Annotated in this window: 11 protein-coding genes; 8 read left to right on the top strand and 3 right to left on the bottom strand. The window is 67.4% G+C overall.

The window, feature by feature from the left end; all coding sequences use genetic code 11:
• Nucleotides 1–173 precede the first annotated feature (173 nt).
• Both MMB92_RS00835 and MMB92_RS00830 read right to left on the bottom strand, forming a co-directional pair.
• The gene (locus MMB92_RS00835) at nt 174–1580 is read right to left on the bottom strand and encodes an undecaprenyl-phosphate glucose phosphotransferase (protein WP_212111062.1); all 1407 of its coding nucleotides are present in this window, start codon (nt 1578–1580) and stop codon (nt 174–176) included.
• A gap of 11 nt (nt 1581–1591) precedes the next feature.
• Entirely contained in the window at nt 1592–2374 is a 783-nt protein-coding gene (locus MMB92_RS00830; protein ID WP_006494985.1) for a Crp/Fnr family transcriptional regulator, read from the bottom strand.
• A 920-nt stretch (nt 2375–3294) separates the two neighbouring features.
• Here MMB92_RS00830 and MMB92_RS00825 point away from each other — a divergent pair.
• The 6 genes from MMB92_RS00825 to MMB92_RS00800 all read left to right on the top strand — a co-directional run bounded on the left by MMB92_RS00825 (nt 3295) and on the right by MMB92_RS00800 (nt 10208).
• On the top strand, nt 3295–4077 hold the full coding sequence (locus MMB92_RS00825; protein WP_006494986.1) for a Crp/Fnr family transcriptional regulator: 783 nt from the start codon (nt 3295–3297) through the stop codon (nt 4075–4077).
• 180 nt (nt 4078–4257) lie between these two features.
• Nucleotides 4258–4509 carry an acyl carrier protein gene (locus MMB92_RS00820; protein WP_006490451.1) on the top strand — a complete coding sequence of 84 codons (252 nt, stop codon included), beginning with the start codon at nt 4258–4260 and terminating at the stop codon, nt 4507–4509.
• Nucleotides 4506–5702 (top strand): acyl-CoA dehydrogenase family protein, encoded by a 1197-nt coding sequence (locus MMB92_RS00815; RefSeq protein ID WP_006494988.1) that lies wholly within the window; start codon nt 4506–4508, stop codon nt 5700–5702. Before MMB92_RS00820 ends, MMB92_RS00815 begins: the two co-directional genes overlap by 4 nt.
• The gene (locus MMB92_RS00810; protein ID WP_006490442.1) at nt 5699–6673 is read left to right on the top strand and encodes an amino acid--[acyl-carrier-protein] ligase; all 975 of its coding nucleotides are present in this window, start codon (nt 5699–5701) and stop codon (nt 6671–6673) included. The genes MMB92_RS00815 and MMB92_RS00810 overlap by 4 nt, the downstream gene beginning before the upstream one ends.
• Nucleotides 6670–7725: a DUF1839 family protein gene (locus MMB92_RS00805; protein ID WP_034203354.1), complete on the top strand. Its 1056-nt coding sequence runs from the start codon at nt 6670–6672 to the stop codon at nt 7723–7725. The genes MMB92_RS00810 and MMB92_RS00805 overlap by 4 nt, the downstream gene beginning before the upstream one ends.
• Nucleotides 7722–10208, top strand: a complete 2487-nt coding sequence (locus MMB92_RS00800; RefSeq protein ID WP_212111060.1) for a glycoside hydrolase family 2 protein — start codon at nt 7722–7724, stop codon at nt 10206–10208. The genes MMB92_RS00805 and MMB92_RS00800 overlap by 4 nt, the downstream gene beginning before the upstream one ends.
• Nucleotides 10209–10262: 54 nt before the next feature.
• Here MMB92_RS00800 and MMB92_RS00795 read toward each other — a convergent pair whose 3' ends face one another.
• Entirely contained in the window at nt 10263–11654 is a 1392-nt protein-coding gene (locus tag MMB92_RS00795; RefSeq protein WP_012493293.1) for a sigma-54 dependent transcriptional regulator, read from the bottom strand.
• 1320 nt (nt 11655–12974) lie between these two features.
• Between MMB92_RS00795 and MMB92_RS00790 the strand changes: the two genes are divergently transcribed.
• On the top strand, nt 12975–13553 hold the full coding sequence (locus tag MMB92_RS00790; RefSeq protein ID WP_043204796.1) for a drug:proton antiporter: 579 nt from the start codon (nt 12975–12977) through the stop codon (nt 13551–13553).
• Nucleotides 13550–15070, top strand: a complete 1521-nt coding sequence (locus MMB92_RS00785) for a mannose-1-phosphate guanylyltransferase/mannose-6-phosphate isomerase (protein ID WP_212111057.1) — start codon at nt 13550–13552, stop codon at nt 15068–15070. Before MMB92_RS00790 ends, MMB92_RS00785 begins: the two co-directional genes overlap by 4 nt.
• Nucleotides 15071–15101: the final 31 nt, after the last annotated feature.

Raw genomic sequence — 15101 nt, 5'->3', positions numbered from 1 at the left:
ACTGGGGACGGACGCGGAATCGCGACCGAAGGGGCGCGTGGCGAAGCCCCGTCGGCGCAAACGCAGCGCAGCAATTTCCCATGCGGCCACATCGCTTCGTTCCGTGCGCACGAGCCGGCCTCATTCAGTCGATACGGTCGCTCACGCGGCGCCGCTTCGATGATTCGTCTTCCTTAGAATGCATTGCGCCCGATGAAGCCGCGCACCACCGTCATCAGGATGATCTTGATGTCGAACCAGAAGCTCCAGTTCTGCATGTAGAACAAATCGAACTTCACGCGCGCCTCCATCGCCTCGACCTTGCGCGTTTCGCCGCGATAGCCGTTCACCTGCGCCCATCCGGTGATGCCGGGCCGCACGCGGTAGCGGTACATGTAGCAATCGATCAGTTGCCGATAGAGGTCGTCGTGTTCGATCGCGTGCGGACGCGGGCCGACTACCGACATCTGCCCGAACAGCACGTTGAAGAACTGCGGCAGCTCGTCGAGCGACGTGCGCCGCAGGAATGCGCCGACACGCGTGATGCGCGAATCGTTGCGCGACGCCTGCCGCACGACGCCCGGCTGCACGCGGTGCACGCGCATCGTCCGGAACTTCAGGATATGGAACTCGCGGCCGTCGACGCCCTTGCGGCGCTGCTTGAACAGCACCGGCCCCGGCGACGACAGCTTGACCGCGATCGCCACCATCGTCAGCAGCGGCAGCAACGGAATCAGCACGCCGAACGCGAACAGCCGGTCGAACGCGAACTTGGCCCATAGCTCCGGCGCGGCGCGCGGCGTGGTCGCGAGATTGATCGCCGGCATGCCGAGCAGGTCGGTCGCGGAGCGATCGACGACCGCCATCTGCCGCACGTCGGGCAACAGCCGCAACTCGACGAACTCGTCGCGCAATTCGCGCACGATGCGCTGGATCCGCCACTCGTGCGACATCGGCAGCGTGAGCCAGACCTCGTCGATGTCGCCGCCCCGAATCAGGTCGCGCAACGTGGGCCAGTCGTCGATCACCGGCACGCCGCCGATGCCGCCCGCGGCGGTCTGCGCATCGTCGTCGAATACGCACGCGGCCACGAACGGGCCATTCGGCGCGCGCTGCATCCGCTCGATCGCCACCCGCCCGTAGCCGGTTGCGCCGACGACGGCGACGCGACGTTGCCGCCCCCGCGGATCACCGCGCGTCAGCGCGAACGCCAGCAACGCCGCGCGGCCGAGCAGCAGCGCCGCGTCGCCGGCGAGCACCGTGCGCACGATCCAGCTGGTCGTGACGGTGCCGCCGCGATTCATGATCCACATCGTGCCGGCCACCGTCAGCACGCTCGCGCACACCACCGCCACCAGCGTGTGCGTCAGCGCGTGCGCGCCGCCCTGCACCGCGACGCCGCCACGCACGGTGCGCAGGTAGCGCGGCAGCAGCGCCACCATCAGCACGCACAGCAGCGCGATCGCGCCGCGCTGCGCGTCGGACAGCGCATGCCAGCCGAGACCCGACGCAGCCTGCGCGACGAGCGCGCCGGCCAGCACGAGCACGACGTCGGCCGCCGCGATCGCGGCGCGCCGCATCGCATTCGTTCCACCGGACATCGACTGCATCGTCACGCACCGTGCGCCGGGAAACCGCAACGCCCTTCCGGCATGCGCGGGCGAACCGTCGCCGGCCTCGTATTCCCGCGCGTGCCGAGCAGCCGACGGTAGTCCGCGCGAATCAGGTCGTAGCATTCGCACGCGTGATGTTCGAGGCCATCGCGGTCGAGCACCGTGATGCGGCCGCGGCGCTGCCGGATCAGGCCGGCTTCCTGCAGGTTCCCGGCCGCTTCCGTCACGCCTTCGCGCCGCACGCCGAGCATGTTCGCGATCGTCTGCTGGGTGACGGTCAGCTCGTCGCCGTCGATCCGGTCGTGTGCGAGCAGCAGCCAGCGGCTGAGTTGCTCGCTGACCGAATGGTGCCGATTGCACAGTGCGCTGCGCGAGATCTGCGCCATCGTCGCCTGGCAGGTGTTGAGCAGCAGCCGATAGGTCTGCGGCGACCGCTCGAACTCGGCGCGCATCACGCAACTCGGCACGCGATACGCCATCCCGCCGATCCGCACCTCGACCCGGCTCGACGCGGCGACGCCGCCGACCAGCGTGCCCAACCCGACCACGCCCTCGCGGCCGACCACCGCCACCTCGACCATCGCGCCGTCTTCCATCAGGTGCTGGACCGACATCATCGCCGTCGTCGGAAAGTGCAGATGACGCATCGGCTCGCCGACCCGGTCGAGCATCCCGGCCTTGATCCTGACCAGTTCGAGATGCGGTGCGATGGTGCGGATGCTGTCCTCCGGGAGGGCAGCAAGGATGGCATTCGCCGAGTAGCTCGAGTGAAGATGAAGCATGTCTGTATCCCTTTTATTGTCCGCGCCGCCTGCAGCCGCGTGCACGGAACTCGTTATCGCGATGCGCGCCCGGACATTGACAGCGGTTGCGGCCCACAACCCTGAATCCGACTGACCATCGGCTTGTCATCGCCGGATTGAGTCGACTGTCCCGTTTCGACACGCCAGCCCGAATAAGCGATTTACGTGCCAATAGCCGTCCATCCTTAATATATGAATCACGTCCGATTTAGCGCGCCCGAATAACCGTCCCCAAAATCGAAAAAACGTCTCATTTCCGGACACTCCTCCACGCAACGGACACAGCGCGCATTCGACTGATCAATTCCCGTGCATCGGCCGCGGGCGATCGGGTGACGGTCGCGACGCTTACCGTTCAAATACTTACAGCCGATTTTCAATTGTTTCCGTGATGTGCAGCGCAGCATTTGCCGACGCCGCCACACCTCACACGCTTGTTTCAAACTGTCTCAAATTTGAATCGGGACACTAATTCGAGGCTCTGTCCGCTACCGCACACATCATGCTCAAGCCATTGATCCCAATGAAAAATCAGGCGCTCCCCGTTTATTTGTCAAATAATGTTCAATGGCGCGGGAGCCTTTCGTTGTACGATGCGCCACGTCGTTCGATTGATTCCGGTTCGACATCGAATGACAGGAAAGCGCACCAATCCATTTCCGGACAATTAATCCCTTGAAAATGAATCATTAAATCGGCATAACGTTTGCACTGAACCGCAATCGTCAAACTTTGTGAAATGACGTAATGCGAAATTGCCCGAATTCGATTGCGTGCTAGCCTTTTTCGCCAGTATCGTCATTCCGCTTTCGATCAACACAAGTCCGCACGATCGTGCGAAATCCCCGTTGCGGGATTCGCCGCGACGACGCGCGACCGCCACCCTGCGAGGATGCGCCGTGACTCACCAGGCCCCCGACGCCGTCGCGTATGCGAACGGCATGATCGAGCTTTCCCACAGCTTCGACGCCAACCGGTTTCTCGCGGCCATCGACCGCGATGAACTCGCCACGCTGACGCCCCACCTTCAACTCGTTCACCTGAAATCCGGGCAAGTGCTGTGCGAACCCGGCGAAATGCTCACGGCCGTCTACCTGCCGGTCACGACCGCGATTTCGCTGCAGTACGTGTCGTCCGGCGGCATGACGCTGGAAGTCGCGGAGATCGGCAGCGAAAGCGTGGTCTGCGACGACGTGATCGGCGGCAGCGGCCGGATGCCGTGTCGTGCGCTCGCGTGCCGCGACGGCTTCGTCTACCGGCTCGACCGGCGCGTCTTCGCCGCCGCGTTCGACGCGTCGCCGGTGATTCGCCATCTCGTGTTCGTCTGCGTGCGGCTGCTGATGGCGCAGGTGTCGCAGATCACGTTCTGCAGCCGTCACCACGTGCTCAAACATCAGTTATGCAGATGGTTCCTGCTCGCGTTCGATCGCACGCGCAGCATCGAGATCCAGGTGACGCACAGCATGCTCGCGCAAATGCTCGGCGTGCGGCGGGAGACGGTCACGGACGCCGCCGGCGAAATCCAGAAACTCGGCCTGATCCGGCAATACCGTAGCTCGATCGAGCTCGCGGACCTCGACGGCCTCGAAAAAATGTCGTGCGGCTGCCGCGCGATCGTGCGCGACGAGATGAAGCGCATCCTGTCGGCCGACTCGGGCGTGCCGGCCGCGTCGCGCACGTGATCAACGTGCCGGACCGGGACGGCGCGACGGCGCCGCCCGCATGCAGGGTCAGCTGTTTGTAGGGTGGCGAACAGAACGCCGTGTCTGCCAATGGTCTACTGATGCCGGACTGCCGGGGGGATGTCAGCGCTTGTCGCGCGTCTGCCCGAGCGGACGACACCACGCACGCCGGAGCAGCACGTGAAAAACGAAATCAGAACCATCCTGAAGCACGTCGCCCATCTCGAAGCCGCGATCGATTCGATCGGTGACGGGGACGACCTCTACGAAGCGGGCCTCTCCTCGCTCGATACGATCCAGCTGATGCTCGCGATCGAAAAGCAGTTCAACATCGAGATTCCCGACGAGATGCTGAACCGCAACCTGTTCCGCAGCATCGACGCACTCGCGGACACGATCGCCACGCTGCAACGCACCGAGCATTCCGCATGAGCGCGCTGCTACCCGAACTCGCGCCCGACAGCGATTCGCATCGGCTCGACGAGGCCGCGCATGCGGTCGCGCAGATCGCCGCCCAGCATGCCGATGCGGTCGATCGCGACGCGCGCTGCCCGGTCGAGGCGATCGAGGCGATGCGCGCGCGCCGCCTGCTCGGCGCGATGGTGCCGACCCATCTCGGCGGCGCTGGCGCGTCGCTGGAAGACATCGCGTCGGCCTGCTCGATCCTCGGCCAGGCCTGTGCATCGTCGGCGATGGTGTTCGCGATGCACCAGATCCAGGTCGCCTGCATCGTCAATCACGCCGCCGACCAGGGCTGGCACAAGCTGTTCCTGCAACAGCTCGTGCGTCACCAGTGGCTGCTCGCCTCGGCCACGTCGGAAGACGGCGTCGGCGGCAACCTGCGCGCGAGCCAGTGCGCCCTCGAAACCGACGGCGGCGGGTTCCGGCTGCACAAATCCGCGCCGACGATCTCGTACGGCGACTATGCCGACGGCATTCTCGCGACCGCGCGACGCGATGCGGACGCGCCGGCTTCCGAGCAGGTGCTCGTCACGCTGCTGCGCGACGGCTATACGCTCACGCGCCGCGGCGAATGGGACACGCTCGGCATGCGCGGCACCTGCAGCAACGGCTTCGTGCTCGACGCGCAAGGCGCCGCCGTGCAATGCCTGCCGGTGCCGTTCGCGAAGATCGCCGAGGAAACGATGGTGCCGGTCTCGCACATCCTGTGGGCCGCGGTGTGGATCGGCGTCGCCGGCGACGCGTTCCATCGCGCGCACCAGTTCTTCCGCGCGCAGGCGCGCCAGACCGACGGCGCACCGTCGCCCGCCGCGCGGCGCATCGCCGAATCGCTCGCGCTGATGCAGGCGATGCAGGCCCGCGTCGACAACGTGCTGCGCCTCCACGCGAACGCGTCGGCCCGCTCGTGGTCGGCCGGCATGGCCTGGGCCGCCGAGATCAATACGCTGAAGACCTACGTGTCGGCAACCGCGCTCGAAGTCGCGCACCAGGCGATGATGATCTGCGGGATGGCCGGCTACAAGCAAGGCACGCCGTTCAGCATCGGCCGCCACATTCGCGACCTGCACGCGGCGCCGCTGATGATCAGCAACGACCGCATTGCCGCCAACACTGCGAGCCTGTTGCTCGCGCTGCGTCCTGCGACGCTGGAGAAACATACGTGAACGATCGCCTCGCCGTGCCCTCCGCCGCCTCCGCTCCCGCCGACGCACCGCTCGACCGCGCGGGCGTCAATCCGCTGCGCGACGCGCTGATCGACGCGGGCCTGCTGGTCTCGACCGGCATCCAGGGCCTGTTCGGTCGCAGCGAACGATTCGAGCGCGTGGTCGAGGCGCTCGACGCGTTCGTCACGCGCGTCGGCGCCGACCAGCAGGCCGAAGTGCTGCGCTTCCCGCCGGCGATGAGCCGCACCGAGTTCGAGCGCAGCGAATACATGAAGAGCTTCCCGCAACTGGCGGGCAGCGTGCATGCGTTTTGCGGCGACGAGCGCCAGCATCAGCGCGTGCTGCAATGCCTCGATCGCGGCGACGACTGGACCGAAAGCCAGAAGCCGACCTACGTCGTGATGACGCCGGCCGCGTGCTACCCCGTGTATCCCGTCGTCGCCCGCGCGGGCGCGCTGCCCGCCGACGGCCGGATCGTCGACGTGTTCTCGTACTGCTTCCGTCACGAACCGTCGCTCGACCCGACCCGCATGCAGTTGTTCCGGATGCGCGAATACGTGCGGATCGGCACGCCCGAGCAGATCGTCTCGTTCCGCGAGACGTGGATCGAGCGCGGCACGCGGATGATCGAAGCGCTGCGCCTGCCGAATGCGATCGATCTCGCGAACGACCCGTTCTTCGGGCGCGGCGGCAAGATCGTCGCGAACAGCCAGCGCGAGCAGAACCTGAAATTCGAGCTGCTGATCCCGATCGAGCACGACGACCGCCAGACCGCGTGCCTGAGCTTCAACTACCACATGGACCACTTCGGGCTGCTGTGGGACATCCGCACCGCGACGGGCGACGTCGCGCACACGGGCTGCGTCGGCTTCGGCCTCGAGCGGCTCACGCTCGCGCTGTTCCGCCACCATGGCTTCGACATCGACGCATGGCCGCGCGAGGTTCGCGACGTGCTGTGGGGTACGCGATGAGGTTCGTTTCCCGCGACGGCGAAGACGCATCGTTCGAGGACGTGCGCCACCGCGCGCGCCACTACCGGCCGCACCCGCTGCACAGTCAGGAGATGGTCTGGAAGCAGACCAACTGCTATGTCGACATGTGGCTCGAGGTGCTCCGGTGGTGGGGCCTCAATCCGTACGCGGCGCTGCCGTTCACGATCGCGCTCGACTTCGAGGGCGATCAGTTCACGTTCTTCAAGTTTCCGCACGACGAACTGGAGCGGCTCTACGGGATCGTCGTGCAGGAACATTCGATCTACGAGCCGCTCGACCAGCACATCGAGACGCAGGTCGCGCGCGGCCATCTGATGATCGTCGAGGTCGATGCGTGGTTCCTGCCCGATACGCGCGGCAGCAGCTACCGCACGCAGCACACGAAGACGACGATCGGCATCGACGCGATCGACCGCGAGAAGCAGCAGATCGGCTACTTCCACAACAGCGGCTATTACGTCGCCGAGGATTTCGATTACAACGGGCTCGTCGGCGGCAGTTCGCCGATGACGCTGCCGCCGTACGTCGAATGCGCGAAGCGACGCTTTGCGCCGCTCGACGAACGCGCGCTCTGCGAAGCGTCGCTGGCCGCGTTGCAGCGTCACCTGCGGCGCCTGCCGGTCGTCGATCCGATCGCGGCATTCCGCCGGCAGTTGCAGGCCGACGCGCCCATCCTCGCGGAAGCGCCGCTCGAGCATTTCCACGCGTACTCGTTCAATTCGGTGCGGCAGCTCGGCGCGAATTTCGAACTGTTCGGCCACTATGCCCGCTGGCTGCAGGCAAGCGGCTGCACCGGGCCGTTCGCCGAGATCCGCGCCGCGTGCGATCGCATCGCGTCGGAAGCGATGGTGCTCGAATTCCGGCTCGCACGCGCGTGCGCGCGCGGCAAGGAAGAGCGCGGCGATTCGACGCTCGAGGCGATCGAGGCCGCGTACACCGACCTCGTCGCGTGCGCGCGGCAGATTGGTGCGCCGCTGCGGCACGTGACACCCGTGCGCTACGACACGGCACCCGTGTCGGTCATGCGGTGACGCGCGCGCGCGCCCTGCCCGCGTGGTCGCTGCTGGCGACGGCCGCGGGCGCCGTGCGCGACCCGCGCGACCTCCCGGACGACCACGGCGGCTGGATCGCCGCGCCGGTGCCCGGCACGGTCGCGCAGGCGCTCGCGTTGGCTGGCCGGCTCGACGAAGCCGCGTCGCTCGACGAGCGCGACCACTGGTACCGGCTCGAGCTGCGCGGGCGCGGGCCGCGCATCCTGCGCTTTCACGGCCTCGCAACGCTCGCGCAGGCCTGGCTCGACGACACGCCGATCCACCACTCGGACAGCATGTTCGTCGCGCACGACGTACCGGTGTCGCTCGACGGCACGCACCGGCTGACCGTGTGTTTCCGTGCGCTCGCGCCGCACCTGCGCGACGCGCGCGCGCCGCGCCGTGCGCGCTGGCGCACGCGGCTCGCCGAACCGGCCGCGCTGCGCACGATCCGCACGTCGCTGTTCGGGCACATGCCGGGCTGGTTTCCGCCGTATGTCCCGACCGGCCCGTGGCGGCCCGTCGACGTGCTCGATCCGGCCGACGGGCCCGTTCCGAGCGATTGCAAACTGCATGCACGCGTCGACGGCGACACAGGCTGGCTCGACGCGGAACTGACGTTCGCCGCACCGCTACCCGAACCGCTCGTCGCGCGGCTGTCGTGCGGCGACCATCACGCGACGCTCGAACGCGCCGGCGCCGGCCAGTTGCGCGCGAGCGTCGCGATACCGAACGTGCGTCGCTGGTGGCCGCATACGCACGGCGAACCGGCGCTCTACGAGATCACGCTGCATATCGGCGACGCGCGCCTGCCGCTCGGCTCGACGGGGTTCCGCACGATCGAGATCGATTCCGGCGCAGACGGCAAGGGGTTCGGGCTGCGCATCAACGGCGTGCCCGTATTCGCGCGCGGCGCATGCTGGAGCAGCGCCGCGCCGCTCGCGCTGCACGCGGACGACGCGACCTACGGCCGCCTGCTCGGGCTCGCGCGCGACGCCGGTTTCAACATGATCCGCGTCGGCGGCACGATGACCTACGAGGCCGACGCGTTCCACGCCTGCTGCGACCGGCTCGGACTGCTGGTCTGGCAGGAATTCGGCTTCGCGAACTTCGATTACGCGCTCGACGATCCCGCGTTCGCGGCCAACGTCGATCGCGAAGCGAGCCAGTTGCTGTTGCGTCACGGCGCGTCGCCGTCGCTGGCCGTGCTGTGCGGCGGCAGCGAGATCGCGCAACAGGCCGCGATGTCCGGGCTCGGGCCGAAGCAGCGCTTCCTCGAGCTGACGGCCGACCGGCTGGCCGGCCACGCGGCCGCGCACCGCCCCGATGTTCCGTACGTGCCCGATTCGCCCGACGGCGGCGTGCTGCCGTTCACGCCGCGCGAACGCGTGTCGCACTACTACGGCGTCGGCGCGTACCTGCGTCCGCTCGACGATGCGCGCCGCGCGGACGTGCGCTTTGCGAGCGAATGCCTCGCGTTCGCGAACGTGCCGTGCGATGCGACGCTCGCCGAACTCGGCTGGCCGGGCGTGCACGAGCCGCGCTGGAAGGCGGCCGTGCCGCGCGACCCCGGCACGTCGTGGGATTTCGAAGATATCCGCGACCACTATCTGCAGACGCTGTACGACGTCGCGCCGGACCAGCTGCGGCGCGAGGACCCGGCACGCTATTTCGAGCTGTCGCGTGCGGTGATCGCGGACGTGATGCGCGAGACCTTTTCCGAATGGCGACGCAGCGGCTCGCGTTGCGCCGGCGCGCTCGTGTGGCAGTTCCAGGACGTGATGCCGGGCGCCGGATGGGGCGTGATCGACGCCGCGCACCGGCCGAAATCGGCCTGGTATGCGCTGCGCCAGGTGCTGCAGCCGATCCAGGTGCTGCTGGTCGACGAAGGCCTGAACGGGCTCGACGTGCATGTCGTCAACGAACGCCCGGCGCCGCTGTCGGCGGCGGTCGAACTGGTCGCGCTGCGCGACGGCCGCACGCCGGTCGCACGGGCCGGCGGCCCGGTGCGGATCGCCGCGCACGACACCGTGCGGCTCGGCTCGGCCGAGCTGCTCGGCCGCTTCTTCGACTGGACCTACGCGTACCGCTTCGGCCCATGCGAACACGATACGGTCGTTGCAACGCTGCGCGCCGACGACGGCACGCTGCTGTCGCAGGCGTTCCATTTTCCGTCCCGCACGCATCCGGCCGTGCTGGCGCGCCGCGAGCCCGGGATCGAGGCATGCGTGTCCCGCACCGGCGAGACCTGGCACGTCGACATCGATACGCGGCACGTCGCACGCCATGTGCAGATCGACGCGCCGGGTTTCATGCCGAGCGACGACTGGTTCCATCTCGCGCCGGGCACGCCGGCGCGCATCGCGCTCGTTCCGTTGCAAACCGACGGGAAGCCCGCGACGGCTGGCGACAGCGCGCCACCGACGGTAGACATCCGCGCGGTGAACGCCGCGCGCGCGGTGCGGGCTACGCAGGCCGGGTGACGCGACGCTCGCGGCCGCCGCGAGCGTCGTGCCGCTCCGTGTCAGTGCCGCGCCTCAGTCGGACGAGCCGGTGCCGCGCGGTCGCTCGATACCGTACGCCTCCATCCAGCGATACAGCGTCGCGCGCGACACGCCGAGTTCGCGCGCCGAAGCGGCGACGCGCCCACGCGTGCGCAGCAACGCGGTTTCGATCGCCTCGCGCTCGATCGACTTGCGGATGTCGGCCACCGACGGCGACGCCGCGTCGAGACAGTATTCGAGCTCGAGATCCTGCGCGGTGATCAGGCGCCCTTCCGTCATCACGACCGCCCGGCGCACGCGGTTGATCAGCTCGCGGACATTGCCCGGCCAGTCGTGCTTGTAGAGCGCCGTGATCGCATCCGTCGAAAACCCGCGCACGCGATGGCGCGCATCGCCGCGAAAGCGTTCGAGCATGTGGTGCGCGAGCAGTTCGATATCCTTGCCGCGTGCCCGCAGCGGCGGCTGGTCGATGCGCATCACGCACAGACGGTGGAACAGGTCGGCGCGAAAACGCCCTTCCTCCATCGCATCGCGCAGGTCGACGTGCGTCGCCGACACGATCCGGACGTCGACCGGCACCGGGTCGCTGCCGCCAAGACGGTGAATCGAACGCTCCTGCAGAAACCGCAGCAGGCTCGCCTGGCTTTCGTGCGGCAGGTCGCCGATCTCGTCGAGCAGCAGCGTGCCGCCGTTCGCGGCTTCGACGTAGCCGATCTTGCGCGCGTTCGCGCCGGTAAACGCGCCACGCTCGTAGCCGAACAGTTCCGATTGCAGCAGGTGCGGCGGAATCGCACCGCAGTTGACCGCGACGAACGGGCCGTTGCGTCGCTCCGAATGGCGGTGAATCGCCAGCGCCGTGAGTTCCTTGCCGGTTCCCGTTTCGCCGAACACGAACACCGGTGCGTCGGTGCGCGCGAAACGCCGCACCGTATCGAACAGCCGCAGCATCGCGCTGCAGGTGCCCACGATGCCCTTTTCCTCCGATTCGAGCTGTTCGCGATCGCGCGCGAACAGGCATTCCATGCCGTAGGCATGGCCGACCGTATCGGCGATCCGCTGATGCGACGCCGGCAATGTCACGTAATCGAAACAGTAGTCGCGCAACAGCGCCCGCACGTTCGGCGACGCGGTCTGGCCGACATCCACGAGCGCCACCCAGACGACGTCGCGCATCGACGCGCAGGTCGACGCGATGCTGCCGATCGCATCGGCGTGGCCGCCGCTCAGATCGAGAATGCCGCACGTAATTTCGCCGGACGTGTCGCGCAGCTCGCTCGCATGGGCGACGACCGACACTTTCCAGTCGCGGCGCGACAATTCCTTTCGCAGCATCACGGACGGCGATTGCGTCCAGTAAATCAGCGGACGCTGCCCGTTACCGCTCCCCGCGCCGGCGCTCTTATCGCGCGTTATTGGCATATTCATAACGAACCATCACTTTCTGCACTCCGCGAACCGTTCGCGTGCGCTGCGGCCGGCGGCGCATGGCCGCCTTTCCGCGCTGCGTTTCCGCAGCTTTGGCGAAGATCGAAACTGCACACGGCGAGAACCCCCGGAGGTCGAGCCGGATGTCATCCGGCCTCGTTGTCATCGAACTCGAACGGAATGCGCGGCTGCGGGAGCCACAACATTCCGGCTTTGAAGCGACCCGCCGTCAGGCGGGGCACGTCGGCAAACGGAAATTCCGTCCGCATGTGCGTCGCGTCGTACACGACAGTCGCGCCCGATGCTGAACCGGAGGGCCGCCAAAACCGCGCCGGATTGACCGCCCCATTTCATCCGCACCTGAATTTACACCCCGTTTCGAGATGACCTTGTTACCAAAAGATAAACCTGAATCAGTCGGTTACGCTGCCCGTGGCCGCGCGCTCCGCGCGTTTGACCACTGAGATTTGATTATCTCTGACCATTCCCGTCAATCAGTGGCAAATACTACTTTTCTGCAAGATTGATTCCGTCGATTGCGCGCGATTTCCATCGAAATCTCCCCAAAACCGCGGTACCGTGCTTCCCGGATCGCATAATCGCGCGCACCGCCGGGTAGCCATCCCGCCTTGCGGCCGCGTACGGACCGTCCGGCCGTTACACGTCGTAATCAGCGGCGTCACCCCGCGCCGGCGCTTTTCGGCGAATTCCCGCCGGCCGGCGTGAATGCCGCGCGCCGGCACGCGCGTCGTGCGGTGCAGCATGATGGCCATCCTTTCTCGCCGGACCGGATGACCCGCGCGGTTCGAACGGAAGCAGACGCACCGCAGATCGCGACAGCCATACATGCGCGCAAGCGGCAGCATACCGCCGGCCGGACGTGTGCACCGCGCAGGTGCGCACGATTCCAATGAAATGCCGCGAGGCCTCATGAACCGGCCTGCGCGAAGCAATCGACGACGAGCCGGTGCCCGTCGCCGTCATGCGCGAGCGGCCCATCGTGAACTCGCAATCCTCGGTCCCGCGCCCCGCGCCCGGTTTGTGCGCGATGTCCTCCGGCCGCGCTTCGCTGCACGCCGCCACGATGAATCAATTATGAAAAGGCACCGGCCCCGACGGTGTGTGCTACCGCACATTGCGACGCTCGCGCGTCGCGAACATCGCCTCGCATCCCGCGCCCGGCGTGCGAATCCGGAGCGTGAGTAGGCTTTCGAACAGACCGCCGGACCGTGCTTCCGGATGATGAAGATCGCCGCGCCGCACGGAACGATCGCGTCCGTGCGGCGCGACGTGCCGAAGGCATCACGCGAGGACAGCATCATGGAATGGCATTGTTGTGAATTCGAACATCTGAGCGCCGTCGATCTCTATGCAATCCTGCGCGCGCGCAACGCCGTGCTGGTGGTCGAGGATGCCCACACGCATCTCGACATCGACGGCAAGGACGCGGGCGCGCTGCACGTCTTCGCGAGCGTGCACGACGGCGACACGACGGAAGTCGCCGCGTACGCGCGCATCCTGCCAGGCGACGACATCGATCCTGACGTCGTGATCGACAAGGTGCTGACGAGCGAAAGCTGCCGCGACGACGACACGCTCGAGCGGCTGATCGGGCGCGCGCTCACCGCCGCGCAGGCCGCATGGCCGGACACCGCGGTGCGCACGCACGTCCCTGCGCCGCGTCAGGCGTTCTACAAACGGTTCGGATTCCGCAAGGCTTACGGCCCGTATCTCGAACAGGGTGCGCCGTTCGTCGGCCTGGTCCGGTCGGCCGACCGCGCCGCCGGCGCGCTGCGTCACCTGCTGTCGCGGGCCGTTTCGGTCTCGCGCAGCGACGACTCGCGCGCCGACGGCCGCGCTCACACCCGGCTACCCGCCGATACCGGAGCGAACCGATGACCCGCACCCTTCATCCGGTTCCCGAGCCCGATCTGCCGAGCATCCTGCCGGTGATTCTCGCCGGCGGCTCCGGCACGCGGCTGTGGCCGCTGTCGCGCGAACAGTATCCGAAGCAGCTGATCGAGCTGGTCTCGAACGAATCGCCGCTGTCGGCAACCGCGCGCCGCCTGAACGGCATCGCGAACGCGTCGCTCGGCGATACGCTGCTGCTGGTATGCGGCGAACAGCATCGCTTCATGAGCGCCGAGCAGGTGCACGGTCGCTCGGCGCCCGCCCGCATTCTGCTGGAGCCTGCCGCGCGCAACACCGCGCCCGCGCTGACGCTGGCCGCGTTCGACGCGAGCGCGCTCGCGGACGATCCCGTGCTCGCCGTGATGCCGGCCGACCACGTGATCGTCGATGACGGCGCGTTCCAGGATGCGGTCGCGCGCGCGGCGCGCTACGCGCAGGAAGGCGCGATCGTCACGCTCGGCGTGCTGCCGCGTCGCGCGGAAACGGGCTACGGCTACATCCAGGTCGGCGAGCCGCGCTCCGGCCGCCACGGCAGCCAGGGCGGCTACGCGATCGGGCGTTTCGTCGAAAAACCCGACGCGACGCTCGCCGAGCGTTACCTGCAATCGGGCGACTACTGGTGGAACAGCGGGATCTTCGTCACGCGCGCATCGATCTGGCTGAAGGCGATCGGCGCGCTCGCGCCGGACATCCACGCGGCCTGCGAGACCGCGTGGCGCGCGGGTGTCGCCGACGATCCGTTCTTCCGGATCGATGCGGCGGCCTTCGACGCGTGCCCATCGGATTCGATCGACTATGCGGTGATGGAGCGCCTCGCTGAGCATGGCGAACTCGGCATCGAAGGCATCGTGGTGCCGCTCGCGGCCGGCTGGTCGGACGTCGGCACGTGGGACGCGATCTGGGAAATCATGCCGAAGGACGACGACGGCAACGTCGCGCGCGGCCCGATCGTGTTCGAGGATACGCAGGACAGCCTCGTGCGCTCGGAAGGCCGCCTCATCGCGTGCGTCGGGATGAAGGACGTCGTCGTGATCGAGACGGCCGACGCGGTGCTGGTCGCGAACAAGCACGACGTGCAGCGTGTGAAGAACATCGTCGCGCGCCTGAAGACCGACCAGCGACCACAGGCGAGCGAGCATCGCAAGGTGCAGCGGCCGTGGGGCCACTACGATTCGATCGATTTCGGCGAGCGCTTCCAGGTGAAGCGGATCGTGGTCGAACCCGGCAAGCGGCTGTCGTTGCAGATGCACTATCACCGCGCCGAGCACTGGATCGTCGTGCGCGGCACCGCGAAGGTGACGCGCGGCACTGAAACATTCCTGCTCGGCGAGAACGAATCGACGTACATCGCCGTCGGCGAAGTGCATCGACTCGAGAATCCCGGCCGGATTCCGCTCGAAATCATCGAGGTGCAGTCGGGCAACTATCTCGGCGAGGACGATATCGTTCGCTTCGAGGATCAGTATGGGCGGACGGTCGAGGCACTGCCGGCCCAACAGACATAGCGGACACGACGCGCCGCCCGCGTCGCATGCG

The sequence above is a fragment of the Burkholderia sp. IO2 genome (assembly GCF_029522185.1).
Classification (GTDB): Bacteria; Pseudomonadota; Gammaproteobacteria; order Burkholderiales; family Burkholderiaceae; genus Burkholderia; species Burkholderia cenocepacia.
Note: the sequence above shows the minus strand (reverse complement) of the source record. Positions and strands in the feature narration are given on the sequence as shown.

Bases quoted from the DNA above. Each gene is read 5' to 3' on its own strand.
- MMB92_RS00835 (WP_212111062.1), bottom strand. From the start codon at position 1,580: ATGTCCGGTGGAACGAATGCGATGCGGCGCGCCGCGATCGCGGCGGCC.
- MMB92_RS00830 (WP_006494985.1), bottom strand. From the start codon at position 2,374: ATGCTTCATCTTCACTCGAGCTACTCGGCGAATGCCATCCTTGCTGCC.
- MMB92_RS00815 (WP_006494988.1), top strand. From the start codon at position 4,506: ATGAGCGCGCTGCTACCCGAACTCGCGCCCGACAGCGATTCGCATCGG.
- MMB92_RS00805 (WP_034203354.1), top strand. From the start codon at position 6,670: ATGAGGTTCGTTTCCCGCGACGGCGAAGACGCATCGTTCGAGGACGTG.
- MMB92_RS00795 (WP_012493293.1), bottom strand. From the start codon at position 11,654: ATGAATATGCCAATAACGCGCGATAAGAGCGCCGGCGCGGGGAGCGGT.
- MMB92_RS00790 (WP_043204796.1), top strand. From the start codon at position 12,975: ATGGAATGGCATTGTTGTGAATTCGAACATCTGAGCGCCGTCGATCTC.
- MMB92_RS00785 (WP_212111057.1), top strand. From the start codon at position 13,550: ATGACCCGCACCCTTCATCCGGTTCCCGAGCCCGATCTGCCGAGCATC.